Consider the following 23,106-nt stretch of genomic DNA (forward strand, 5'->3'; position numbering starts at 1 on the left):
CCAGCCGCAGCAATGGCTCGCGTTCACCGCGCTCGATGATCGCGGCCGACTCGCGCCTTAGAAGTGACATAACATTAACGAAAGGCTTACCGTCAGCGGCTACTTGCTCGCCGCCAAGCTCAGTGAGAGCGTCGAGGAAGTCATCGGTAGATTCCTGGCCCCACAACCACGCTCCAAGCCACACGGCAACGTTTTGTAGAGGGGACCAGACTTCGGCGCGCATATCCATGGCTGGACAGTGTAGACGATAGGGTAGACCGCTATGAGCTTGAATTCCCGGGACCCCTATGGCGGCGATATTTTTGCCGGACATGCACGCAACAAGAAGACGGAGTACCCCGAGGTACCCGCAGAACCAGGCATGGTGGTCGAGGTTCGCGGTGATGATTTTGTGGGAGCGGTCTTAGGCGTTGACAAGACCGTGTGGGGCCCAGTAGTGCGGCTCGAGGATCGGCACGGAAACGCACGTGTCTTCAAACTCGTCAAAGGTGGATTTTTATTGGAGGGGCAGCCGGTTACGCTGACCCGCTACGTCGAAAAGCAAGCACCCCGCAAGTCCAATTCAGGATCACGCCGCGTGGAAAATGTGGAAGCGAAGGTAGCCGCGCCATCACGCATTTGGGTCGAGGGCATCCACGATGCCGCCATCGTGGAAAAGGTGTGGGGCCACGACCTGCGCGTGGAAGGTGTGGTCGTCGAATACCTCGAAGGTCTGGACAACCTCGAGGAACGTCTCGCCGAATTTCAGCCGGGCCCTGGACGCCGCGTAGGGGTTTTGGCGGATCACCTTGTCGAAGGATCGAAGGAGACGCGGTTGACGCAGACGGTCGGCGAGCACGTGCTCGTTACCGGGCATCCCTTCATTGATATCTGGGCAGCAGTCAAACCTGAGCGCCTCGGGCTGCGAGCCTGGCCGGACGTGCCCTTTGGAGAGGACTGGAAGACTGGCATCTGCCGCCGTGTTGGATGGTCTGACCCTAAGGAAGGCTGGAGCCGCGTCTACAACGCCGTGACGTCATTCCGGGATCTGGATTCCACGCTGATCGGTGCGGTAGAGCGGCTCGTGGACTTCGTCACCACACCGGAGCTGAGCAAAGAGGATTTACTCTAATCCGCATTTGCTCGGTCGATGAGGTTGACCGCCAGCTGGCAGCCGGCGGTCTCTGCCGCCCAGCCCGCAGCTTGCAGGCGTTGGGACATCGCCTGTTTGGATATGCCCAGTTCTTCAGCGGCCTCATTTTGGTTCAGCCCGCCGCGTACCAGCGAGGTGGCCTCGCGGCCCTCCATCGTGCGCTTGTTCAAGACAAAGCCTAAAAGGGCGAAGGCCGCCGCAATATCCTGCGCTTGCTGTGCCCGCCCGCGACGATCCACCTTGGCGTAGACGTGCCCCGCACGAGCGGAGCCTTTGACCGCGGCGGTAGCCACCGCCCGAGTTTCGGCGTCACCGGCCCCTTGGCCGGGGATAACTCCGATGCCGATGGCCCAATCACCGTCCGCGAGCAGCGCCATCACAACATCGCAGACTGCGGAAGAAGAATAGGCCACGGCGCAGATATCCTCGACACCGAGAACCTCGAATTCACCAATGCCTTCCAGGGTGGACAAGGCAGCGGCGGAGCGTTGAACCAAATCAGCTCGGCGTACCGAGCGGCCGCGGTAACGGGCGTGGACTGCTAGCACAGTGCGGGACTCCTTCCAGAGAGAAACAAGGCCCAGTCTACCCCTTGCGCTTGACCGAGCCGCGCGTTCCGGGGGCAAGAGGCAAACGCGTGTCAAGAATGAGCCCCGCGGCCCCGAGCGCGGCCGCTAACAGGAAGGCGACAATGGTGTAGGGGCTCGTGGAGCCGGTGAGCGCATCCCCGAAGAAGACGCCGATGGCGGTCGTGGGGATAGAGCCGATGAGCGTGGCTACGGAGAAGTGCATGACCGAAATGGGAGTCAGCGCGGCGACATAGTTGAGTAAGGAAAAAGGAACTCCCGCCACCATCCGCAGTGACGCTACAGCCAGCCAGCCGCGCCGGTCGAGTCGAGCGTTGATTGCGTACACCGCTGGGTGCGTGAGGTGCGGACGAATCCACTCACCGAGCAAGCTGCGCACAATGAGCAAGGAAACGGTAGCGGAGATGGTCAGCGCCACGAGAGAGATGGCCAACCCCAGCCACGGACCGAAAAGCAGGCCAGCGGCGAGCGTCCATACAGTTCGCGGGATGGGAAACTGCGTAAAGAAAACATAGGCCCCTGTAAAGGCCACAACGAACCAAGGCCCAAGGTGCTCCGACCACGAGCGCAGCACGGCGAGCGAGGGGACGTCGACAAGCACGGCACCTACAATCAACGCCGCGCCGGCAACGATTACTGCTGCCCACCGCTTCCAGCTCCAGCGACGAAAGCTCTGCCATGCCGATCGTCCCAGTGACACGAAGAAGTCACCGACGCTGCGCACCCAACCAGTTTTCATAGGGCTTCAAGCCTAGCGCTACAAGGCTGCTGATCCCTCATTCAGGCTGCATGAAGAATACTCGCGCCCAGCGCTAGCGGGGAGGAAATAAAAGCAGATATCAACGCCGTCTAGGGAGGGGCTGGCAGTTTCGCCCCAACTTGCTGGCAAGCCCCAATCCAGTGCATACGATATGGACTTCGCGGAGGATACTGAAGAGCGGTGCGCATCCGCACTGCTTTCTTTTCGTGTCTGTCCTGACACCGATGATCTTTTTGGAGTGGATCTTGGACTTTCTTCATAACCTCACGTCCTATATGGACGCGGCCACCTTACTCGAAGCGTTCGGGCCGTGGGTGATTGGCGGAATTGCGCTCGTTGTATTCATCGAATCAGGCGTGCTCTTTCCGTTTCTTCCGGGAGACTCCCTTCTGGTGACCGCCGCGATTCTGCGCCACGATCTCCATGTCTCACTGTGGCTGCTTATCACCGTGGGTATCGTGGCTGCTATTGCAGGTGATCAAGTGGGCTATTGGATTGGCCACCGCTTCGGGCGCGGCTTGTTTCAGCAGGATGCACGGCTCCTCAAGTTGGAGTACCTTAACACCGCGGAGAATTTTTTCCGCAAGCACGGCCCTCTTGCTTTGGTGCTGGGACGGTTCGTTCCGATCGTACGTACCTTCATCCCGGTGGCTGCCGGGACGGCCGGGATGCGCTATAAGAAGTTCATTGGCTGGAATGTCAGCGGGGCAGTGGCTTGGGTGCTTTCTATGAACCTCGTCGGCGTCTTTCTGGGCAATATTCCGGGCATCGCCAACTCGATTGAGAAGATCATGCTGCTCATTATTGCGCTGTCAGTAGCTCCCATTGCGATCAAGGCAGTACACAGCTACGTCACGTCGAAGAAGAAAGCCACGGTGGTCGAAGAGCGGGAACCCACTATTACTACAGCGGGATAGGGGCTTTAGGGAGCCGCCAAGTCGGGGCGGCCGCCCGCCGATGGGCTACCCCCCGGGCCGGACATACGAAAGCAGGAACCCCGTGTCTCACATCATCTTTTCCGATGGTGCGAAACACGGGGTTTCGGTTGTGCCCGAGGGGGGACTTGAACCCCCACGTCCGTTAATAGGACACTAGCACCTCAAGCTAGCGCGTCTGCCATTCCGCCACCCGGGCTAGGGTGTTTGTTCAGCCTCTCGGCTGGGCACTCGAATACTGTATCCCGAACCGGTGCCACTTCACAAATCAGCACTACACACCATGTTTTCACGTTACTTTTAAGGGTTGAAAACACACCGGTGGAAGTACGTTGTTCGTTAGCTCTTGCGAGTTCCGGACGGTGCACCCGCAAGCCCTGTATATGGCGTCTGCACCCTAAATCGGCGCGCTGAATATAGCTTTCCGGTACAAAGGGATCTATGACTAGCAACACTTTAGATTCCACCGTGAACTACGCAGCTGACTCTCGTTTCCCGGGCCCGGACCCTTACGCACCGTTGGGGGAAGTCCCCAGCTTCACCGTGACGTCCTCTGACATCGAGGAAGGCTCAGAGATCGCGGAGCGTTTCCGCGCGCCGGAGAATGTGTCGCCGCAGCTGTCGTGGTCCGACGTGCCGGAGCGAACTAAGTCCTTCGCCGTCACCTGCTTTGATCCTGACGCACCAACGGGCTCAGGTTTCTGGCACTGGGCGGCCTTCAACATTCCTGCCGATGTCCGCGAGCTACCTACTGGTGCCGGCTCTGCTGAAGACCTCGGCCACGACGGTGTCATCAGCCTGCGAGGCGATAGCGGCCAACGCGTCTACTACGGACCCCAGCCGCCAGCCGGGCATGCTCCGCACCGCTACTTGTTCGCCGTACACGCCGTTGACGTAGAGACGTTGGATATTGATCCAGACGCCACCCCGACGGTCCTCGGTTTCAACCTCTTCTTCCACACGCTTGGCCGTGCGGTTACCTGGGGTTGGTACGAAGCCCACTAAAGGGGCCAATTACACTCATCACAATGAGTAAGAATCCGGAGACCAACCCCACCACTGACGGAGTAGATATCCCCGCCGCCCTGCGCGTGGGCGGCGCCTTCATGCTGCTGGCCGCCGTGCTCGCGCTATTCGGGCTCGTATCCATATTTACCGACGGCTGGGGAGCTACCTTCGAATGGACATGGCGCCGCCTGGCCATTGTGGGTGCGGCGCTTCTCGTCGGCGCATTCAGCACCCAACGCCGCGATCAGCGGGGCAGCCGCGAGCAAATCATCGCCCTGGTCCTGGCGCTCGTCCTCATCATCGCCAGCCGGGCGCTTCCCAACACGGTTCTCACGACGATGGGCCAGTACGTGGTCTTCCTGTACGCCGTCGCAGCAGGGTTGTGTGCGGTCATTATCCGTCGCACCTTGCGCTAGAACCGCGGTGGCGGGCTAGTCCGCCCATCCCAGGCCGGAACCTACAGCCTCCGAGATGTTGCTCAAGCCGTGAGCGTGAATCTGCTGGGCAATGCCACGGTGGATGTCGCGGATCCAATCCGGGCCGCCGTAGATCAGGCCGGTGTAGCCCTGCAGCAGCGAGGCTCCTGCAGTGATACGCTCCCACGCCTGCTCCGGGGTGGAGATACCACCAGCCGAGATCAGAACCAGCTTATCGCCCACGCGGGAGTGGAGGCGCTGCAGGACCTCCAGCGAGCGCGCAGCCACCGGAGGGCCGGACACGCCGCCGGCTCCCATCGCCGCGACCTCCTCAGCCGGGGTTACCAACCCCTCGCGTGAGATGGTGGTATTAGTGGCCACAATGCCTGCTAGTCCAACCTCTACGGCCATATCAGCTACGGCATCAATATCTTCATCGCTGAGGTCCGGTGCAATCTTCACCAAGACCGGCGAGGACGTCGATTCCACCACGGCCTCCATGATGGGGCGCAGGGATTCCACCGCCTGCAGGTCGCGCAGGCCCGGGGTATTAGGGGAGGAGACGTTGACCACGACATAATCGGCCAGATCCCCTAACACTGATGCGCATTGGCGGTAGTCATCCACCGCATGCTCAGCTTCAGTGACTTTGTTCTTACCGATGTTGATGCCCACGACATCGTTAGAGCGGCGCTTGCGTAGGTTGCGGGCAGCCACCAGCGCGCCCTCGTTGTTAAAGCCCATGCGGTTCAAGATGGCCTTGTCAGCCTTGAGCCGGAAAAGTCGGGGAGCTGGATTGCCCGGCTGCGCCTTCGGGGTGATGGTGCCGAGCTCGGCGTATCCGAAGCCGATGGGGGACCAGACGTCGGCAGCCGCCGCATTCTTATCAAAACCTGCGGCCAGCCCCAGCGGGCGCGGGAAGCGCACGCCAAAGACCTCTTGTGCCAGGACCGGATCAGTGACCGGTACGATCTTGCCCAGCGCACGGTTAAGCGGCGAGGCGACCTGAAGCGCGGCGAGACCGCCATTGATGATGCCGTGGATACGTTCCGGGCTGAGTTTGAACATTCCCTTCAACGCGGCCTGGTAGGCCGCGTGGCGGGCACGGTCAAGGGCTGAGTACTGCATGCGGTGTCCTTAAAAAGAAGTGAAAATCAAAAGGGGCGGGATGGTGAAAGTTAGCGGGGTGTCTCGTCGAGTTGCGGATCGCTGATGAACTGGAGGCCGTCACCGCTAGCTGAGGCGGTGACGAGGGTGCCGTCGCCAAGCACGGCAACGTTCTGAGCGTCCGCCACCGTGGCCATGCTGCCGACGGACTCCGGAACACCCGCAGCGACGGTGAAGGCGTGCAACAGATTGTTGTCAGTGGTGGTCACCCAAGCCAAGGAACGCTCTGCGTCCCAGGCCACGCCCCACGGCGTGCCGTCGATGTTTCCGTACTGGTGTAGGCGGATGACGTCGCTGGCGGTGTAAATGGCCACGCGTTTGCCCACGGTGTCTGAAGCTACGACCACGGCGCCCTCACCGCCCGCGATCTGTCCCACGCCCTGGCCCGAGCGAAGGCGTCCGCCCGCGCGATCCTTCTCCCAGTCCAACGACTGAATTGTGGAGTCCTCCCTGAAGATGCGGACGATGCCGTCGGCGCCATCCGGATTGGGGACGGAGATGAGCTGATCCGAGCCTGCTTCCACCGTGATATCGCTGCTACGTTCACCGTCCACGTAGACCCCGATAGTCGTGGACTCCCGAGAGCCCACAAAAACCTCGCCGCTGGAGGCCTCTGCGGCCACCGTCACCGGCGTCTCCTCATCCACTGCTAACTCCTGGGGGGAATCCGGCTTCTGGGGATCAAAGAGCAGTACCTTATCCCCACAGGCGAGAAGGAAGTGCTGGTCGGAGGCAGTCAGGTCGCCACATTTCGCATCGACGGATACTGTGGTGGCCTTCTCCTCGGAGAAGTCATCGGCGGTGCCTACGGCGAGTGACTCATCGGTGCGAACTGCAAGGACGTCACCGACTGCGGCGAGATCCGACACGGCATCGAAGGGGACGACGTTGCCCACCGGCTTGGTGGCCGCCGGGGAGGAGGCGGGTTCGGCCTTGCCATAGACCGCGGAATTGGGATCTGCGCCAACACCAACCGTGGGATTGCAGGCGGCAAGAGCGCAGGCGCTGGTGAGAAGGGCAGAAGAAAGCAGAACACGACGCATTTTCACGATCCCTCATCCTAGCAGTCAGCGTGGTGGAAACCGGAAGCCATGGACCGCGCTAGTAGGCTGTCGCGGGTGACTACAACAGCGACAACTGAAGCCATGACATGGATGCAGGTCATCATCCTCTCCCTCGTCCAAGGCCTCACCGAATTCCTGCCCGTGAGCTCTTCCGGACACCTGCGCATCGTGTCCACCCTGTTTTGGGGCCAAGACGCAGGTGCCTCCTTCACTGCGGTCATCCAGCTCGGCACCGAGTTGGCAGTGATCGTGTACTTCGCGGGAATGATTTGGCAGATCCTCAAAGGCTGGTTCATAGGCCTCGTGCACAAGGAGCAGCGCGGCCAGGATTATCGCATGGGATGGATGGTCATCGTCGGTTCTATCCCCATCGGCATCCTGGGTGTGCTGGGCAAGGACCTGATTAGGGATAACCTGCGCAACCTGTGGATTACCGCATCTATGCTTGTGCTCTTCTCTTTCGTTTTCATCATCGCCGAGAGGGTAGGGAAGAAGGAACGCAGCTTCGAGGAACTGACGATGCGCGATGCCATCGTCATGGGCCTGTGCCAGTGCTTGGCACTTATCCCAGGTGTCTCGCGCTCGGGAGGAACGATTTCGGGCGGCCTCTTTTTGGGCTTGGATCGCGAGGTGGCGACGCGCTTTAGCTTCCTCTTGGCCATTCCTGCGGTCATGGCTTCGGGGCTGTTTTCGCTTGGCGACGCCTTCGGCCCCACCGTGGGGCAGTCTGCCACCGGCGCCCAGCTGCTCGTCGGCACGCTCATCGCATTCGTCGTCGGCTATGCGTCTATTGCGTGGCTGCTGAAGTTCGTGGGCAGCCACTCCTTCGAATGGTTTGCGGCCTACCGCATTCCTGTCGGGCTTCTCGTCATGCTGTTGCTGGGCCTCGGGGTTCTTGCCCCCTAACCGGCCATGCGCCCGCGGCGGTGGGACCACACGTTAGGATGGTGCCCATGCAATCTTGGCCTGTCCCGCACATCGATTCCGTCCCTGGCGCCCCGTCGCCGCTTCACCTCTATGATTCCGCTGATGAAGAGGTAAAGAAGCTCAACATCAAGGGGGAGACCGCCACGATGTATGTCTGTGGCATTACCCCTTATGATTCCACTCACCTGGGCCATGCAGCGACCTATCTGACGTTTGATCTGATTTACCGCCAATTGCTGGATAACGGCTACACCGTGAATTACGCCCAGAACATCACCGACGTGGATGATCCGCTCTTCGAGCGCGCTGAGCGCGACGGTGTGGATTGGCGCGAACTGGGCACCTCGCAGATTAATCTTTTCCGCTCGGACATGGAGCTGCTCTCCGTGTTTCCGCCTCAGCACTTCGTCGGAGCGATGGAGGCCATCGACGAGATTACGGTCATGGTGCAGGCGCTTCTCGACGCCGATGCAGCCTACGTTGTCGACGATCCTGAGTTCCCGGACATCTACGCTTCCATTGAGGCCACGAAGAACTTCGGCTACGAGTCGAATTATTCTCGCGAGCAGATGGAGACCTTCTTTGCCGAGCGCGGCGGTGACCCGGACCGTCCCGGCAAGCGGGATCCTTTGGATGCGCTCATTTGGCGCGCCCACCGCGAGGGCGAGCCCGCCTGGGAATCTCCGTTTGGCCCGGGGCGTCCGGGCTGGCACATCGAGTGTTCCGCCATCGCGACCAACCGGCTCGGGTCCAGCTTTGATATCCAGGGCGGCGGATCGGATCTGAAGTTCCCGCACCACGAATTCTCCGCGGCCCATGCGGAAGCGGCGTTGGGTGTGGAGCGGATGGCCCAGTCCTATGTGCATACCGGCATGATCGGCTTGGACGGCACCAAGATGTCGAAGTCATTGGGCAACCTGGTGTTCGTCCACAAGCTCGTCGAGGCTGGCGTCGACCCTTCGGCCATCCGTCTCGGTGTCTTCGCCGGCCATTATCGAGCCGACCGCGACTGGTCCGATGCGGTCCTGAACACCGCGCAGGAGCGGCTGGAGCGCTGGCGCGCGGCTTCCCGCACGGCAGGCAACGTGGAGGAAGTCAAGGAGGTCGTGCACCACGTACGTCGTGCCTTGGCCGACGACCTCGATACGCCACGTGCCCTTGAGGTTATCGATCAATGGGCAGATAAGGCACTGCAGGATGGTGCTCCGGATGAGGAGGCGTCCAGCTTGCTGCGCACTGCACTTAATTCTCTGCTGGGCGTGCGCCTCTAGACAACTTCAGGCATGATTTAGCTCATGACGATTCGCGCCGAATTCCAGCCCACCGTAGATGAGTTCATGTCTAACCTAGAGTCCTTTGCCACCGGGGATTACCTCAAGGAAGAGGAAAAGGAGTTCTGGGAGGCACCGTTCGATGCAACGGTGCTTCCGGATCTTCGCAGCATCCTCGAGTCCTTCCTCGATGATCTGGATAAGCTGCCCGATGATCCGGAAGGTGGGCTGTTGAGTGCAGCGGTGCGCCCCTCCGTGGAGAAACTCGCCGCCTTCAACCGAAAGAATGCTGACGCAGTGCTGGAGCCGGAGGAAAAGGAGGAGCTCACGGAGCTTATTCACTCTGCCTCGGCGGCCACCGGCGCGGATGACGATGCCTTGGCACAGCTACCGGAACTGGATTTTTAATTGACTGATAGTGAGCAGGCTGCAGGTGCTACCCGTCCCGCAGCGATCTTCTGGGATATGGATGGCACCCTTACTAATTCCGAGCCCCTTTGGGAGCAAGCCACCTTCCACCTCTCCGAAACGCTGGGACGCCGGCTAACGCCGACGGAGCGCTTAGCCACGGTAGGCGCCACGTTCGAGGACACCTTGGCCATCTGTGCCGATAAGGCGGGCGTCGTGCTTCAGCCCGGAGATACCGAAAAGTACCGTCGGCTCATGTTCGACTATGTCAAGTCCCTTTTTGTCGAACACCTCGAGATTTTCCCGGGTATTCCGGAGCTGCTTAGTGAGCTCAAGGAGTTGGGTGTGCCCATGATGGTGACCACGAATACCGAACGTTACGTGGCGGACTCCGCGATTGCGGCTTTAGGCCGACACTACTTCGTGGACACGATTTGCGGTGACGAAGTCCCGCGGGGCAAACCCGCTCCGGACATGTATGCCGAAGCTGCCCGCCGGGTAGGCGCCTTACCGCAGGATTGCCTGGTCTTTGAAGATTCTGCAGCCGGCATGCGCGCGGCTGTCGCCGCTGGCTGCACCGTCATCGCGCTGCCCGAGGGCGACCACGTTGCGGTACCGGAGGAGGCGACCGTCATCACCGAGTTGCGCGGAACCCAGCACCGCCATCTCGACGGCGCTTCAGCCGCCGACGTCCACGACTGGTACAACCGCCTACGCGCACTCTAGCCGCCGCGGATTCGCTGCGGGGCGGTGGAGCGGTTGACTCCTTCCGTCGGGATTTCGGCTAGGGAGGAAGCATTTTATGCAGCAGTGTGGAAGAATAAGCCATTGTGAAGAATTTTGAGAGCCTGTTTGAGGAATTGTCCCAGAAAATCGCCGAGCGCCCTGAAGGCTCCGGCACCGTGGAAGCTTTTGACAAAGGGATCCACCACCTGGGCAAGAAAATCATCGAAGAGGCTGGCGAAGTGTGGATTGCCGCAGAGTATCAGTCCGATGAAGAGCTCGCCGAGGAGATGTCGCAGCTGCTGTACTGGCTCCAAGTCATGGCCCACAAGCGTGGCCTGAAGCTCGAGGACATTTACACCTACCTCTAATCGGCCGCCCAGTACGAGGGCTTCCAGCAGTTTCAACAACCAGCGCAATCACCGTAGAAAGCACCGCACACTCATGATCAAAATCGCCGTCCCTAACAAAGGCTCTCTGTCCGAGGCCGCTCTGGAGATCCTCAAGGAAGCAGGATATAAGGGCCGTGGTCACAATAAATCGTTGAACGTAGTGGATGAGGACAACGGCGTCGAGTTCTTTTTCCTGCGTCCGAAAGATATCGCCATTTATGTCGCGCAGGGTGTCCTTGATCTCGGGATTACTGGCCGCGACTTGGCTCTCGATTCGCGCGCGAAATTTAACGAAGTCTTGGATCTCGGTTTTGGCGCCTCGACGTTCCGCTACGCAGCACCAGCGGGGGAGCAGTGGGATGTTCCGAAGCTCCAGGGCAAGCGCATCGCTACCTCGTACCCCAACGTTGTGCGCAATCACCTCAGCGCGAATGGAATTGAGGCTGACGTCATTCGCCTCGACGGAGCGGTGGAGATTTCGATTCACCTCGGTGTCGCAGACGTGATCGCAGATGTTGTCTCAACGGGAACTACCCTGCGTCAGCAAGGGCTTAAGCCCTTTGGCGAGCCCATCGTTTCTTCCGAGGCCGTCGTGATCAAGCGCGAGGGCGAAGAAGTCACGGCCGAAGAGAACGTTGTGCTCAGCCGCATTCGCGGAATCCTCAACGCCCGCCACTATGTCATGCTCGATTACAACGTGGCGGAAGAGAAGCTCCCAGACGTCGAAGCTGTGACCCCCGGCTTGACTGGTCCCACCATCTCACCACTGGCACGCGAAGGGTGGGTGGCTGTGCGCGTCATGGTGCCCCGCAAGCAGGCTAATCAGGTGATGGACGCGCTGGAAGGGCTCGGCGCCGAGGCAATCTTGGCTTCAGATCTGCGAATTGCCCGCTTTTAGGGGGAGAATCCAAGCATTTTATTCGCGCTCCTAGCTACGATGGGGGCTGACCATCATCGTTCTTCGATTTTTATGCAAGGAGTCAGCCCCGATGGCAAAGACAACTAAGAAGGATGCTCAGCCGGAGGCCAAGGAGACCAAGGACGTGAAGTCCCAGGTCGAGGAAAAAGCCACCAACAAGGCTCCGAAGTCCCCGTCCAGCAAAAAGACGCGTACTGAGACTGATCTTCTCGGCTCCGTAGAGGTTCCGAGCGATGCGTACTACGGTGTTCATACGCTGCGCGCTATCGAGAACTTCCAGATTTCCTACGTGACCATCAACACCATCCCGGATTTCATCCGCGGTATGGTGCAGGTCAAGAAGGCCACCGCGATGGCTAACCGCCGTCTGCACGTCCTTCCTAAGAAAAAGGCAGAGGCAATCATCTGGGCTTGTGACCAGATCCTGGAAGAGGGCCGCTGCATGGACCAGTTCCCGCTGGATGTCTTCCAGGGTGGCGCTGGCACCTCGCTCAACATGAACACCAACGAGGTTGTGGCCAACCTGGCGCTCGAGCACCTCGGTGAGGAAAAGGGTGCCTACGACATCATCAACCCGAATGATGATGTCAACATGTCCCAGTCCACCAACGATGCGTACCCCACCGGATTCCGCCTGGGCATCTACTACGCCATGGAAGACCTCATCGAGCGCATCGATACCCTGCAGGCAGCATTCCACGCCAAGGGCAATGAGTTCGTTGACATCCTAAAGATGGGCCGCACCCAGCTGCAGGATGCCGTTCCGATGACCCTGGGTGACGAGTTCAAGGCCTTCGCGCACAACCTTGCGGAAGAGCAGGCCATCCTGCGTGACGCCCAGAAGCGTCTGCTGGAGATCAACCTCGGCGCAACCGCTATCGGTACCGGCGTGAATACCCCGGCCGGCTACCGCCACCAGGTCACCGCCGCACTGTCCGAGGTCACTGGTCTGGAGATTAAGACCGCCCGCGATCTCATTGAGGCAACCTCGGACTGCGGCGCCTACGTGCTTCTGCACTCCACGATCAAGCGCGCTGCAATGAAGCTGGCCAAGATCTGTAACGACCTGCGCCTGCTGTCCTCTGGTCCGCGTGCTGGCCTGGCAGAAATTAATCTGCCGCCGCGTCAGGCTGGTTCCTCCATCATGCCGGGTAAGGTCAACCCGGTTATCCCGGAGGTTGTTAACCAGGTCTGCTTCAAGATCTTCGGTAATGACCACGTCGTTACCATGGCCGCTGAGGCAGGCCAGCTGCAGCTCAACGTCATGGAGCCGGTGATCGGTGAGGCACTGTTCCAGTCCATCCGCATCATGGGCAACGCCGTCGACACCCTGCGTGAGAAGTGCGTCGTGGGCATCACCGCCAACGCTGACGTCTGCCGTGCTTATGTGGAGAACTCCATCGGTATCGTCACCTACCTGAACCCGTTCATCGGCCACCACAACGGTGACCTCATTGCCAAGGAGTCCCTGAAGACCGGCAAGGGAGTCAAGGAACTGGTTCTGGAGAAGGGCCTGCTCGACGAGGAAACCCTCAACAAGGTTCTGTCCGTGGAAAACCTCATGCACCCGGAGTTCCGCGGCCAGCTGTACATCGACGAATAAATCGTCGCCCAGCACTAGCGAGAGCGAATCGCTCATGCTGTACAACACACGCCCGCGCTGCCTCAATGATGGCGGCGCGGGCGTGTGCCCGTTTTCAACCACACCAGGTATCACGCCCTCTCTCGAGACCGAGCCGTCGGTGCGCACTTTTGTGGAAACGGACACAATCGGGCCTGAATACTCGCTAAAGCCACACCAATAGGGAAGAATAAAAACTGTCAGTTCTCGCGCCATGGTCGTGTTCTGACCGCCGCGCGAATTACCACCCATACTGCAGTTCAACTGCACATATTGGAGTTACACAATGGTTGTAGTGCACATCCTCATCGTCCTTGCGGCGATCTATCTCGGTGCCCGAATCGGTTCAATCGGCATTGGTATGGCCGGCGGCTTGGGCGTTCTACTTTTAGGCCTCACCGGCGTCCCCGTCACCCGCGAAGATATCCCCTTCGATGTCATCGGCATCATCATGACCGTTATCGCGGCCATCGCTGCCATGCAGCGCGCCGGCGGCATGGACTATCTGGTCTACCTGGCAGAGAGATTCCTTCGTAAAAACCCGAAGAAGATCACGTTCTATGCCCCGGTCGTCACGTGGCTGATGACCGTTCTGGCAGGCACTGGACACACCGCTTTTTCCACGCTCCCGGTTATCGTCGAGGTAGCCAAGGAAGGCAAGGTCCGCCCCTCACGCCCGTTGTCCATCGCGGTTGTTGCCTCGCAGATGGCCATCTGCGCCTCACCCATCTCTGCGGCCGTAGTCTTGCTGGCCTCCCTGTTGGAGCCCATGGGCGTGGGCTATTTGCAGATCCTCGCCGTGCTCATTCCTGCGACGTTCCTCTCCATTTTCCCTGCCGCCTGGATTGCCAACCGAGCAGGCGCTGAGCTCGAAGATGATCCCGTTTACCAAGAACGCAAGGCCCAAGGCCTGGTAAAGATGCCACAGGGCTCCCACAACTACAGCCCGGTGCAGGGCGCCAAGACCTCCGTGATCATCTTCCTGGTTGCCATCGTCATCGTTATGCTGTGGGCCACCCTGACCTCCTCCCAGGTAGGACTCATCGAAGAGCCGACTCTGCCCCGTAACGAAGCCATCATGACGGTGATGCTTACCGCTGCAACCCTCATCGTCATGATCACCAAGATCTCCGCTGGCGACGTTCTCAACACCCCAGTGTTCAAGTCTGGCATGTCTGCCTGTATCTGTGTGCTTGGTGTGGCCTGGTTGGGCACCACGCTGATTAACCACTACATGGAGGACATCCAGGCCATTTCCGGGTCCGTCATCGAATCCGCCCCATGGTTGCTGGCCATCGTGCTCTTCTTTGCTGCGGCGCTGCTGTACTCCCAGGCAGCCACCACCAAGGCTCTCATGCCTGCGGCCCTGGCCCTTGGCGTCAACCCGCTGACCGCTGTCGCTGCCTTCCCCGCGGTATCCGCTCTGTTCATTCTGCCGACGTACCCGACCCTGTTGGCGGCCGTTGAAATGGATGACACTGGCTCGACCCGCATCGGAAAGGCTGTCTTCAACCACCCGTTCATCATTCCTGGCACTGTGAGCATCGCCTTGTCGGTCCTCCTGTGCTACGCCATCGGCGCAGTCGTTCTCTAGCATTATCAAAAAATTATTTGATTTTGCTCAAGACACTTCTTTAGCACGCTAAGCTGGTGGGCATGACTACGCAACGTTCTGATGTTGAGATCGCTCAAGCCCACCAGCTCGAACCCATCACTGATATTGCTGCCCGCGCCGGTATCCCGGCGCCCGCTCTTATCCCTTATGGGCAGAATAAAGCCAAGGTAGATATCACCCAAGTTGGGGATACACCCGCCAACGGCAAGCTCGTCCTCGTTACTGGTGTCTCGCCGACTCCAGCAGGTGAGGGCAAATCCACTGTCCTTATCGGTTTGACCGATGCCCTCACCCAGCTGGGGAAGAAGGCTATCGTGGCACTGCGCGAGCCCTCCCAGGGCCCCGTCATGGGCATTAAGGGAGGCGCCGCTGGAGGCGGCTACTCCCAGGTTGTTCCCATGGAGGACATCAACCTCCACTTCACGGGTGACTTCCACGCCATCTCTGCGGCGACCAATACCTTGGCCGCCATCATCGATAACCACATCCACCAAGGCAACGCTCTCAACATCGATCCGCGTCGCATCACCTGGCAGCGCTGTATCGACGTTAACGACCGCGCGCTGCGCAATGTCGTCACCGGTCTTGGCGGCCCGGCCCACGGTGTACCGGGGGAGACCGGTTTCACCATTACCGCGGCATCCGAAATCATGGCTATCCTGGGACTCGCCACCGACTTGGCAGACCTGAAGAAGCGCCTCGGCGACATCACTGTGGGCTACACCTATGACCAGAAGCCGGTCACTGCCCGCGAGTTGGGGGCAGAAGGCGCGCTGACGGCACTGATGCGCGATGCACTCAACCCCAACTTGGTGCAAACTCTCGGCGGAACCCCGGCCTTCGTCCACGGCGGACCATTTGCCAACATCGCTCACGGCTGCAACACGCTCCTCGCTACCCAGACCGCGATGCGCTTCGGCGATATCGTTCTTACGGAGGCAGGGTTCGGCGCGGATCTCGGCGGTGAAAAATTCCTCGACGTCAAGTCCCGCTTCGGTAACCTCGATGTCGCCGGCGCCGTCGTCGTGGCGACTATCCGTTCCCAGAAGTACAACGGTGGCCAGCCACGTGAGGAACTGACTACGGAAAACCTGGAAGCGTTGAAGAAGGGCGTGGTCAACCTCGAGCGCCACGTGGAGAACCTCCGCAAGTTTGGTCTGACCCCAGTGGTGGCCCTCAACCTCTTCGGCAGCGATACCGATGCCGAGCGCGAGTTCATGCGCCAGTGGGCGGCAGACTTTGACGTCGCGCTCGAGGAAGCAGAGGTGTGGGCCAAGGGAGGCGCCGGCGCCACAGCGCTAGCTGAGCGCCTTTTGGACAGCCTCTCCGAAGGCTCCTCTCACCAGCTTTACGATCCCGCCGATGGTATCGAGGCATCCATCGAGACCATCGCCACGGAAATTTACCGCGCAGAACGCGTCGAGTATTCCTCCAAGGCGCTCAAGGATCTCAAGTACATCAAGGACAACGGCTGGGAGAAGTTCCCCGTCGTTATCTCTAAGACCCAGTACTCCTTCTCCGATGATCCCAGCCAGCTCGGCGCTCCGGAAGGCCACGTCCTCCACGTCCGCGAGCTGCAGCCGCGCACCGGCGCTGGTTTCATCGTTGCCCTAACCGGTGACGTCATGACCATGCCGGGCCTGCCGAAGAAGCCCGCGGCAAACAACATCGACGTTGCCGCTGACGGATCGATCTCCGGCTTGTTCTAAGCCGCCGTACGGTCTACTCAGCGCAGTTTACGCCGTCTGGTCGGGCCACCCGGGATACTCGGGTGGCGTTCCACCAAAAGCCGGGCAGAGGTCTTGGAACGAGCACCAACCGCACAGCTTTGAAGTCTTCGGCCTAAAGTCTCCGGCCTTGCCATCGCCTTCGATTTTGGCCCAGAGCTCGCCTAGGTCGCGCTCGAAGTATTCCAGTTCCTCCGGTCCCGGCGTGAGGAACATAGAGTCCAGTACCTTGAGGTACATCAGCCGCAACTGCGTGGGGATCGTGCCAAGCAGCCGCCAGTAGACCAATGCGTAGAAATTCATCTGGAACTGCGCGTCCTGGGAATAACGGGGGAGCGGCTTCTTTCCGGTCTTATAGTCCACCACGCGCACCTCGCCAGTGGGAGCAACGTCTACGCGGTCAATGAACCCGCGCACCGGCACACCGTTGGGCAGCACGGTATCGACGTACATCTCGCACTCGTGGGCGTCGAAGCCCTGGGGGTTTTCCATCTGGAAATAGCCCTTGATGAGCTGACGTGCTTCGACGAAGAAGTCGAGTTCTTCGCCCTCGGGAACCAGATCGCGCAGCTCGGGATCGGATTCAAGCATCACTGCCCATTCGGGCTTAATCATCTTCACCGCCACCGGATACTCCCGCTCCTCGCGTGGTAGCTGGTGCATCTTTTCCAGGACGGCGTGGACCAGCGTTCCCTTGACCTGTGCCTTCGTCTTGGGCTCGGGGAGCTTGTCGATGGCCCGGAAGCGATAGAGCAGCGGGCACTGCTTGTAATCGGAGGCGCGGGAAGGGGAGAGGGCTAGTCGTTTCGGCATAATGTTTCTCAGCCTAGCGTATAGGCACCCACAGTCCTTCCGGCATCACCCGGCAGTCCGTGGCAAGCTGGAAGCATGAGCACTACGCAAGATTTTCTCGATTTCATCGCCGCCAGCCCGTCCTCCTACCACGCAGCTGAGGAGGTAGCGCGCAGACTCGTTGAGGCGGGTTTTAGCCGCCAGGATGAGTCCGCCGAGTGGTCAGCCGAACCGGGCGGCCACGTCATGGTCCGGGGTGGTGCGGTCATGGCATGGTTTGTCCCCGAAGGTGCCAGTCCGGATTCGGGTTTCCGGATTATCGGCTCCCATACTGATTCGCCCGGTCTTGCTCTCAAGCCCACCCCAGATTTCGACTCCGCCGGTTGGCAGCAGGTGGCCGTGGAAGTCTATGGCGGTGTGCTTCTCCACAGCTGGTTCGACCGTGAGCTCACCGTCGGCGGCCAAGTAATTCTGAACGATGGCACACGCCACTTGGTCAATACCGGGCCTTTGCTGCGCTTGCCTTCGCTGGCTATCCACCTCTACCGCAAGGATGAGTTCAAGCCGGATCGCCAGCGCCACATGCAGCCGGTGCTCTCCGTAGGTACACCGGAGACGTCGGTGATGGGGGTCGTCGGCAAGCAACTCGGCGTTGCCCCAGAAGACATCGCTTCCTTCAACCTCATTACCGCCGATGCCCAGCGCGGTGAAGTCTTTGGCGCCGGCGAAAAGTTCATCGCTGCTGGACGCATGGATAACCTCTCTTCCGTCCACGCCTCCCTGCGTGCCCTTCTCGCCGCTGCCCGCAACGCCGACTCGATTGAGCACAAGGACATCCTCGTCATGGCGGCCTTCGACCATGAAGAAGTTGGCTCCTCTTCGCGCTATGGCGCGGGTGGGCCGATTCTGGGGGATATCCTTACCCGCACCGCTCGGGCGCTTGGCGCCAATGAGGAGCAGCGCTTCCAAATGTTCGCGCGCTCCAGCTGTGTGTCGGCCGATGCCGCCCACTCCGTGCACCCGAACTACGCGGAAAAGCACGATCCCACCCACCACCCGATCATCGGCCAGGGGCCGGTGACCAAGATCAACGGCAACCAGCGCTACGCTTCCGACGCCAACACCGTGGCCCTGTGGGAATCTGCCTGCCGCCGCGCCGAGGTGCCCTACCAGCGCTTCGTAGGCAATAACGACGTGCCCTGCGGCTCCACTATCGGGCCGATTTCCGCCACCCGCTTGGGTATTCCCACCGTCGACGTGGGAGTGCCGATGCTCTCGATGCACTCAGCCCGCGAGCTGGTGGGCGAGCGCGACCAACTATGGCTTGGTAACGCCCTTGAGGCATACTTGGTGGGTTAATCCTAGCCACCCAAACTATGTGAAAGGTACCCACGCCATGGCTTATTCTGGCCCCTTCCGCTACGGCGACCGCGTGCAGCTCACCGATGCCAAGCGGCGTCACTACACCATCGTCCTCGAGGAGGGAGGCCAGTTCCATTCGCACAAGGGCATCATCAACCACGATGATGTCGTCGGCATGGATGAAGGCTCCGTCATCGATTCGACTCTGGGCAGCTCCTTCCTCTTGTTTCGCCACCTCATGGTGGACCATGTCCTGTCGATGCCACGGGGTGCCGCGGTGATTTATCCCAAAGACTCCGCGCAGATTCTGGTCGAAGGCGATATCTTCATGGGCGCACGCGTGCTCGAGGCCGGCGCCGGTTCCGGCGCTCTCTCGATGACGCTGTTGCGCGCCGTGGGGCCGGAAGGCCACGTTTTCTCCTATGAGGTGCGCGATGATCACCTGGAATACGCCGTGGACAACGTCACCGAATACTTCGGTAAGCAGCCCGAATGGTGGAGCCCGCGTCTGGGGGACTTGGCCGATGTCACCGTCGAGGATCTGGGTGGCCCGGTGGACCGCGTCATCCTGGACATGCTCGAGCCCTGGGAGCACCTCGAGAAGGTGCGCGATATCCTCATCCCGGGCGGCGTTTTCATGACCTATGTCGCCACCGTGCCGCAGCTGATGAAGGTGATGGAGGGCATCCGCGAGCTCAAGTGCTTTACGGAGCCGCGGGCCTGGGAGTCCCTCGTGCGCGAATGGAAGGTGGAGGGCTTGGCCACCCGCCCGGAGCACCGCATGAACGCGCACACAGCGTTTCTGATCTGGACACGCCGGCTTGCCGACGGCGTCACGCCACCCCGCCCACAGCGCCGCGCCCGAAAGTAAACCCTTTCACACTAATCGTGGGTTGCTGCGCGCTAGGGTGGGATCTATGAACGATGCCACTCATTCCCAGGAACTTGGCCAGCAGCGTCGCCAGATAGAGCAGCTCGCTGAACGCAATGCCAAGCTTGCTGCCCTGTTGAAGGATGCTCGCACGAAGCTTCAGCAGATGCTCGCGGAGGTTGACGCCCTTGCGGAGCCCGCCTCCACATACGGTGTCTTTCTGGGCTATTCCGGGCGTGCGCACGATTCGCGCCGCGACGCTGAGGTTTATACCAACGGTCGAGCCATGCGGGTCAAGATTTCGCCGAACCTCGAGCCCGGCTCCCTGAAAGTAGGGCAGCAGGTGCGCTTGGGCGAGGGCTTCGTTATCGTGGAGGCCTGCGCCCCTGTAAATACCGGCGCGCTGGCCACGCTACAAGAGCGTCTCGGCACCGACCGCGCCGTGGTCATTAATTCCTCTGGTGAAGAGCAGGTTATTCTCCTCGCCGCAGCGTTGCGGGATACCGTGCGCGCCGGCGATACCCTCTTGGTCGAGCCCAAATCAGGTGTAGCCACCGAACGCGTGCACAAGACTGAGGTAGCGCAGCTCACGCTGGAGGAGGTTCCTGACGTCTCCTACGAGGACATCGGCGGTTTGGACGAGCAGATCTCCCTTATCCGCGATTCCGTCGAGCTGCCTTTCCTCCACCCAGAGCTCTACCGCCAGTATGACCTCCAGCCGCCTAAGGGCGTGCTGCTCTACGGCCCGCCAGGCTGCGGAAAGACGCTCATCGCCAAGGCGGTGGCGCATTCGCTGTCCGCATCACTGGCAGCTAGTGCCCCCAGCTACTTCCTCAATGTGAAGGGCCCAGAACTGCTCAACAAATTCGTAGGCGAGACTGAGCGCCGCATCCGCCTCATCTTCGAACGCGCCCGCGAGCTTGCTTCCGAGCCCACCGAGGATGGCAGCCAGCGCCCGGTCATCATCTTTTTCGATGAGATGGAATCCATCTTCCGCACGCGTGGCTCCGGCGTGTCCTCCGATATGGAGACCACCGTCGTCCCGCAGCTGCTGACGGAGCTGGACGGTGTGGAGAAGCTCAGCAACGTCATCGTCATCGGCGCCACCAACCGCGAGGAACTCATCGACCCCGCCATCATGCGCCCGGGGCGCCTCGACATCAAGATTCGCGTCAACCGCCCGACCAAGCAGGGCGCGCGGGAAATCTTTGCGCGCCACTTTCCAGAATCAGTCCCGCACGAAGGCGACCTTTCCCAGCTCATCGATACCGCGGTCGACGATCTCTACGCCGAGCGGCCGTTCGTCAAACTCCACTTCGCTAACGCGGATCCGCGTGTGCTGCACTACCGGGACTTCGTGTCCGGCGCAATGATCGCCAACATCGTCTCCCGTGCCAAGAAGCTGGCGATCAAGGAAGCGTTGGACGCAGCCACTGCCACCGATGGGGCGAAGTCCACCGGCATAACCGCAGCGCACCTCCACGAGGCTATAGCCGCGGAACAGGCTGAATCGGAATACGTCCCCACCTCCGCCAACCCGGAAGAGTGGGCAAAGATCGTCGCTGGTACCTCCGCTGGCGCGCATGTCACCGGGGTCGAATTGATGGGAGTGTAGCCATGAGCCGTGTTCTAGGAACCGAAACTGAGTATGGAATCTCCACGCCGTCCAACCCGGCGCTGTCACCGATCGTGACCTCCACCCATGCTGTTGTGGCTTATGCCGCCCTGCATACCGGCGCGCGCTCCCGCTGGGATTTTCGGGAGGAGCACCCGCTGCGCGATAGCCGCGGCTTCGATCTCAAGCGCTACCACACCGTGCCGGTGGTGGACCCGAACGCGCTGGGTGTGGCCAACGTGGTGACCGCCAATGGCGCGCGTTTCTACGTCGACCACGCCCACCCCGAATACTCCTCACCGGAGTGCACGAATGCCTGGGATGCGATGCTTTACGATGCCGCCGGCGACCTCATCCTGCGCCGTGCAGGGGAGGCCGTAGCATCGCTGACCGCGCAGGGCACGTCCGTGTTGGCCACACACGATCCCTGCCCGCCGCTGAAGTTTTACAAGAACAATGTGGACGGCAAGGGGGCTTCCTATGGCAGCCACGAGAATTACCAGTACTCTCGGGACACCGACTTCGATGATATTGCCCAGGGGCTGATTCCTTTCTTCGTTGCCCGCCAAGTGGTCACCGGTGCCGGCCGCATGGGTGTGGGCGTCGATGGAGAGGAGCCAGGTTTCCAAATTTCGCAGCGCGCGGACTACATCGAGCAGGAAATCTCCCTAGAAACCACCCTTAACCGCGGCATCATTAACACCCGCGACGAGCCACACGCGGTGGCCGAGGACTTCGGCCGCCTGCACGTCATCATCGGTGACGCCACGATGTCCCACACCTCGACGCTGCTCAAGCTAGGCATGACCTCGCTAGTACTCGATGCCATCGAGAGCGGCGTGGACTTTAGTGACATGCGCCTTATGGAACCGGTGGAGGAGGTGCAGCGGGTGAGCCGCGACCTTACCTTGACCCATCAGCTTAAGCTTCACGACGGCCGACGCCTCACCGCCCTCGACATCTTGGCCATCTACCGGGAAAGGGTTACCGCCGCCTCCGAAGCGGATGAAAAGGTACTCACCGTCTGGGACGAGGTTGTCGAGCTTCTGGCCGACAACCCGCTCAAGGCCGCCCACCTGCTGGATTGGGTAGCAAAATACCGCTTGATTAAGGGCTACCTGGACCGCGGCGTGGCGGCCGATGATCCGAAGCTGGCGCTGATCGATCTGCAGTACACCGACATCGATCCGGCAAAGTCCCTCTACCATGCGCTCGTGCGCAAGGGGCAGATGCGTACCTTGGTCAGCGAGGAAGAGATTGCTGCTGCAGCGGAAACGCCGCCCGCGGATACCCGCGCCTACCTGCGCGGCCACGCCACCCGAAAGTTCGGGGAGGATGTCTTGGCGGCGTCCTGGCAGTCGCTGACCTTCCGCATCGGTGAGGCCGAGGGAGCCAACTCTGGTACTGCCTGCGTGGCACTCGACGACACAAAAAGACTCGGGCAGGACGAGGTGGGCGCTCTGCTGGAATCTGCGGACAGCGCCGCCGACTTCGTTAATAGTTTGCGCCAGCTCGGGGTGCGAATCGAGTACCCTACACTGTATTAGCGCAGCATTTTCCACTCGCGAAAGGAGCTCTTAAGAATGAGCGGACAGCAGTCTCAGATCAACGCCGGTGGCGGCAACGGTCAAGGAGGCGACACTCCGGAGTTCGACGCCGGACAAGTCAGCATCAACAGCGCGGGTACCGATGACCTCCTCGATGAGATTGACGGCCTTTTGGAGTCCAATGCCGAGGAGTTCGTGCGCTCCTACGTCCAAAAGGGCGGCGAATAAAGGTGGAGCAGCCCTCCGA

General features: G+C 60.6%; 23 protein-coding genes, 1 tRNA gene and 1 pseudogene. 18 read left to right on the top strand and 7 right to left on the bottom strand.

Annotated features, from left to right (window positions below):
• Positions 1-229: pseudogene (locus HMPREF3009_RS13805) on the bottom strand (hypothetical protein); the annotation flags it as partial.
• 33 nt (positions 230-262) lie between these two features.
• Here HMPREF3009_RS13805 and HMPREF3009_RS08280 point away from each other — a divergent pair.
• Complete coding sequence (locus HMPREF3009_RS08280) at positions 263-1,111, top strand: DUF3097 domain-containing protein (RefSeq protein WP_070547421.1); 849 nt, start codon at positions 263-265, stop codon at positions 1,109-1,111.
• On the opposite strand, the gene HMPREF3009_RS08285 is transcribed toward HMPREF3009_RS08280, so the two are convergent.
• Positions 1,108-1,680: a hypothetical protein gene (locus HMPREF3009_RS08285; RefSeq protein ID WP_046649134.1), complete on the bottom strand. Its 573-nt coding sequence runs from the start codon at positions 1,678-1,680 to the stop codon at positions 1,108-1,110. The genes HMPREF3009_RS08280 and HMPREF3009_RS08285 overlap by 4 nt on opposite strands.
• Before the next feature lie 37 nt (positions 1,681-1,717).
• Positions 1,718-2,458 carry a TVP38/TMEM64 family protein gene (locus HMPREF3009_RS08290; protein WP_046649135.1) on the bottom strand — a complete coding sequence of 247 codons (741 nt, stop codon included), beginning with the start codon at positions 2,456-2,458 and terminating at the stop codon, positions 1,718-1,720.
• A 296-nt stretch (positions 2,459-2,754) separates the two neighbouring features.
• On the opposite strand from HMPREF3009_RS08290, the gene HMPREF3009_RS08295 reads away from it, so the two are divergent.
• Positions 2,755-3,396 (top strand): DedA family protein, encoded by a 642-nt coding sequence (locus HMPREF3009_RS08295; protein WP_046649180.1) that lies wholly within the window; start codon positions 2,755-2,757, stop codon positions 3,394-3,396.
• A gap of 131 nt (positions 3,397-3,527) precedes the next feature.
• Here HMPREF3009_RS08295 and HMPREF3009_RS08300 read toward each other — a convergent pair.
• Positions 3,528-3,613: transfer RNA gene (locus HMPREF3009_RS08300), tRNA-Leu, on the bottom strand.
• A gap of 242 nt (positions 3,614-3,855) precedes the next feature.
• Between HMPREF3009_RS08300 and HMPREF3009_RS08305 the strand changes: the two genes are divergently transcribed.
• Both HMPREF3009_RS08305 and HMPREF3009_RS08310 read left to right on the top strand, forming a co-directional pair.
• Complete coding sequence (locus tag HMPREF3009_RS08305; RefSeq protein ID WP_070547422.1) at positions 3,856-4,419, top strand: YbhB/YbcL family Raf kinase inhibitor-like protein; 564 nt, start codon at positions 3,856-3,858, stop codon at positions 4,417-4,419.
• Positions 4,420-4,442: 23 nt separating this feature from the next.
• Positions 4,443-4,838 (top strand): hypothetical protein, encoded by a 396-nt coding sequence (locus tag HMPREF3009_RS08310; protein WP_046649137.1) that lies wholly within the window; start codon positions 4,443-4,445, stop codon positions 4,836-4,838.
• A gap of 15 nt (positions 4,839-4,853) precedes the next feature.
• On the opposite strand, the gene HMPREF3009_RS08315 is transcribed toward HMPREF3009_RS08310, so the two are convergent.
• Complete coding sequence (locus HMPREF3009_RS08315) at positions 4,854-5,966, bottom strand: quinone-dependent dihydroorotate dehydrogenase (protein ID WP_070547423.1); 1,113 nt, start codon at positions 5,964-5,966, stop codon at positions 4,854-4,856.
• A 50-nt stretch (positions 5,967-6,016) separates the two neighbouring features.
• Positions 6,017-7,048, bottom strand: a complete 1,032-nt coding sequence (locus HMPREF3009_RS08320; RefSeq protein WP_070547424.1) for an NHL repeat-containing protein — start codon at positions 7,046-7,048, stop codon at positions 6,017-6,019.
• 75 nt (positions 7,049-7,123) lie between these two features.
• Here HMPREF3009_RS08320 and HMPREF3009_RS08325 point away from each other — a divergent pair, with 75 nt between their 5' ends.
• The 9 genes from HMPREF3009_RS08325 (at position 7,124) to HMPREF3009_RS08365 (ending at position 16,654) form a co-directional block, all read left to right on the top strand.
• The gene (locus HMPREF3009_RS08325) at positions 7,124-7,975 is read left to right on the top strand and encodes an undecaprenyl-diphosphate phosphatase (protein WP_180963872.1); all 852 of its coding nucleotides are present in this window, start codon (positions 7,124-7,126) and stop codon (positions 7,973-7,975) included.
• Between the two features lie 47 nt (positions 7,976-8,022).
• A complete protein-coding gene (mshC, locus tag HMPREF3009_RS08330; protein WP_070681280.1) occupies positions 8,023-9,267 on the top strand; it encodes a cysteine--1-D-myo-inosityl 2-amino-2-deoxy-alpha-D-glucopyranoside ligase in 1,245 nt (414 codons plus the stop codon).
• A 24-nt stretch (positions 9,268-9,291) separates the two neighbouring features.
• Complete coding sequence (locus tag HMPREF3009_RS08335) at positions 9,292-9,675, top strand: hypothetical protein (RefSeq protein ID WP_046649142.1); 384 nt, start codon at positions 9,292-9,294, stop codon at positions 9,673-9,675.
• The gene (locus HMPREF3009_RS08340) at positions 9,676-10,401 is read left to right on the top strand and encodes an HAD family hydrolase (RefSeq protein ID WP_046649143.1); all 726 of its coding nucleotides are present in this window, start codon (positions 9,676-9,678) and stop codon (positions 10,399-10,401) included. It begins immediately after the preceding gene.
• Positions 10,402-10,505: 104 nt separating this feature from the next.
• The gene (locus tag HMPREF3009_RS08345) at positions 10,506-10,769 is read left to right on the top strand and encodes a phosphoribosyl-ATP diphosphatase (protein WP_046649144.1); all 264 of its coding nucleotides are present in this window, start codon (positions 10,506-10,508) and stop codon (positions 10,767-10,769) included.
• Positions 10,770-10,842: 73 nt separating this feature from the next.
• Positions 10,843-11,688 (top strand): ATP phosphoribosyltransferase, encoded by an 846-nt coding sequence (hisG, locus tag HMPREF3009_RS08350; RefSeq protein ID WP_046649145.1) that lies wholly within the window; start codon positions 10,843-10,845, stop codon positions 11,686-11,688.
• A 91-nt stretch (positions 11,689-11,779) separates the two neighbouring features.
• Positions 11,780-13,312 (top strand): aspartate ammonia-lyase, encoded by a 1,533-nt coding sequence (gene aspA / locus HMPREF3009_RS08355; protein ID WP_070681283.1) that lies wholly within the window; start codon positions 11,780-11,782, stop codon positions 13,310-13,312.
• Positions 13,313-13,616: 304 nt separating this feature from the next.
• Complete coding sequence (locus tag HMPREF3009_RS08360) at positions 13,617-14,924, top strand: anaerobic C4-dicarboxylate transporter (RefSeq protein ID WP_070681286.1); 1,308 nt, start codon at positions 13,617-13,619, stop codon at positions 14,922-14,924.
• Positions 14,925-14,986: 62 nt separating this feature from the next.
• The gene (locus HMPREF3009_RS08365) at positions 14,987-16,654 is read left to right on the top strand and encodes a formate--tetrahydrofolate ligase (protein ID WP_070681289.1); all 1,668 of its coding nucleotides are present in this window, start codon (positions 14,987-14,989) and stop codon (positions 16,652-16,654) included.
• 27 nt (positions 16,655-16,681) lie between these two features.
• On the opposite strand, the gene HMPREF3009_RS08370 is transcribed toward HMPREF3009_RS08365, so the two are convergent.
• Entirely contained in the window at positions 16,682-17,485 is an 804-nt protein-coding gene (locus tag HMPREF3009_RS08370) for a RecB family exonuclease (RefSeq protein ID WP_070681293.1), read from the bottom strand.
• 75 nt (positions 17,486-17,560) lie between these two features.
• Between HMPREF3009_RS08370 and HMPREF3009_RS08375 the strand changes: the two genes are divergently transcribed.
• Genes HMPREF3009_RS08375 through HMPREF3009_RS08395 form a run of 5 tightly spaced genes read left to right on the top strand, consistent with a single transcriptional unit; the run spans position 17,561 to position 23,087 of the window.
• Positions 17,561-18,823 carry a M18 family aminopeptidase gene (locus HMPREF3009_RS08375; RefSeq protein ID WP_070681295.1) on the top strand — a complete coding sequence of 421 codons (1,263 nt, stop codon included), beginning with the start codon at positions 17,561-17,563 and terminating at the stop codon, positions 18,821-18,823.
• 37 nt (positions 18,824-18,860) lie between these two features.
• Positions 18,861-19,697, top strand: coding sequence for a tRNA (adenine-N1)-methyltransferase (locus tag HMPREF3009_RS08380; RefSeq protein ID WP_049157698.1), 837 nt, complete (start codon positions 18,861-18,863; stop codon positions 19,695-19,697).
• Between the two features lie 46 nt (positions 19,698-19,743).
• Positions 19,744-21,312, top strand: coding sequence for a proteasome ATPase (arc, locus tag HMPREF3009_RS08385; protein WP_070681298.1), 1,569 nt, complete (start codon positions 19,744-19,746; stop codon positions 21,310-21,312).
• A 2-nt stretch (positions 21,313-21,314) separates the two neighbouring features.
• Complete coding sequence (gene dop / locus HMPREF3009_RS08390) at positions 21,315-22,859, top strand: depupylase/deamidase Dop (protein WP_070681300.1); 1,545 nt, start codon at positions 21,315-21,317, stop codon at positions 22,857-22,859.
• Positions 22,860-22,895: 36 nt separating this feature from the next.
• Positions 22,896-23,087, top strand: a complete 192-nt coding sequence (locus HMPREF3009_RS08395; protein ID WP_010186632.1) for a ubiquitin-like protein Pup — start codon at positions 22,896-22,898, stop codon at positions 23,085-23,087.
• Positions 23,088-23,106 lie beyond the last annotated feature (19 nt).

The organism is Corynebacterium sp. HMSC034H07 (assembly GCF_001815175.1).
Classification (GTDB): domain Bacteria; phylum Actinomycetota; class Actinomycetes; order Mycobacteriales; family Mycobacteriaceae; genus Corynebacterium; species Corynebacterium hiratae.

What these genes read in the sequence shown, in the direction of transcription:
- HMPREF3009_RS08280 (WP_070547421.1), top strand. Translation starts at nt 263, where the DNA reads ATGAGCTTGAATTCCCGGGACCCCTATGGCGGCGATATTTTTGCCGGA.
- HMPREF3009_RS08290 (WP_046649135.1), bottom strand. Translation starts at nt 2,458, where the DNA reads ATGAAAACTGGTTGGGTGCGCAGCGTCGGTGACTTCTTCGTGTCACTG.
- HMPREF3009_RS08295 (WP_046649180.1), top strand. Translation starts at nt 2,755, where the DNA reads ATGGACGCGGCCACCTTACTCGAAGCGTTCGGGCCGTGGGTGATTGGC.
- HMPREF3009_RS08305 (WP_070547422.1), top strand. Translation starts at nt 3,856, where the DNA reads ATGACTAGCAACACTTTAGATTCCACCGTGAACTACGCAGCTGACTCT.
- HMPREF3009_RS08310 (WP_046649137.1), top strand. Translation starts at nt 4,443, where the DNA reads ATGAGTAAGAATCCGGAGACCAACCCCACCACTGACGGAGTAGATATC.
- HMPREF3009_RS08315 (WP_070547423.1), bottom strand. Translation starts at nt 5,966, where the DNA reads ATGCAGTACTCAGCCCTTGACCGTGCCCGCCACGCGGCCTACCAGGCC.
- HMPREF3009_RS08320 (WP_070547424.1), bottom strand. Translation starts at nt 7,048, where the DNA reads ATGCGTCGTGTTCTGCTTTCTTCTGCCCTTCTCACCAGCGCCTGCGCT.
- mshC (WP_070681280.1), top strand. Translation starts at nt 8,023, where the DNA reads ATGCAATCTTGGCCTGTCCCGCACATCGATTCCGTCCCTGGCGCCCCG.
- HMPREF3009_RS08335 (WP_046649142.1), top strand. Translation starts at nt 9,292, where the DNA reads ATGACGATTCGCGCCGAATTCCAGCCCACCGTAGATGAGTTCATGTCT.
- hisG (WP_046649145.1), top strand. Translation starts at nt 10,843, where the DNA reads ATGATCAAAATCGCCGTCCCTAACAAAGGCTCTCTGTCCGAGGCCGCT.
- aspA (WP_070681283.1), top strand. Translation starts at nt 11,780, where the DNA reads ATGGCAAAGACAACTAAGAAGGATGCTCAGCCGGAGGCCAAGGAGACC.
- HMPREF3009_RS08360 (WP_070681286.1), top strand. Translation starts at nt 13,617, where the DNA reads ATGGTTGTAGTGCACATCCTCATCGTCCTTGCGGCGATCTATCTCGGT.
- HMPREF3009_RS08365 (WP_070681289.1), top strand. Translation starts at nt 14,987, where the DNA reads ATGACTACGCAACGTTCTGATGTTGAGATCGCTCAAGCCCACCAGCTC.
- HMPREF3009_RS08370 (WP_070681293.1), bottom strand. Translation starts at nt 17,485, where the DNA reads ATGCCGAAACGACTAGCCCTCTCCCCTTCCCGCGCCTCCGATTACAAG.
- HMPREF3009_RS08375 (WP_070681295.1), top strand. Translation starts at nt 17,561, where the DNA reads ATGAGCACTACGCAAGATTTTCTCGATTTCATCGCCGCCAGCCCGTCC.
- HMPREF3009_RS08380 (WP_049157698.1), top strand. Translation starts at nt 18,861, where the DNA reads ATGGCTTATTCTGGCCCCTTCCGCTACGGCGACCGCGTGCAGCTCACC.
- arc (WP_070681298.1), top strand. Translation starts at nt 19,744, where the DNA reads ATGAACGATGCCACTCATTCCCAGGAACTTGGCCAGCAGCGTCGCCAG.
- dop (WP_070681300.1), top strand. Translation starts at nt 21,315, where the DNA reads ATGAGCCGTGTTCTAGGAACCGAAACTGAGTATGGAATCTCCACGCCG.
- HMPREF3009_RS08395 (WP_010186632.1), top strand. Translation starts at nt 22,896, where the DNA reads ATGAGCGGACAGCAGTCTCAGATCAACGCCGGTGGCGGCAACGGTCAA.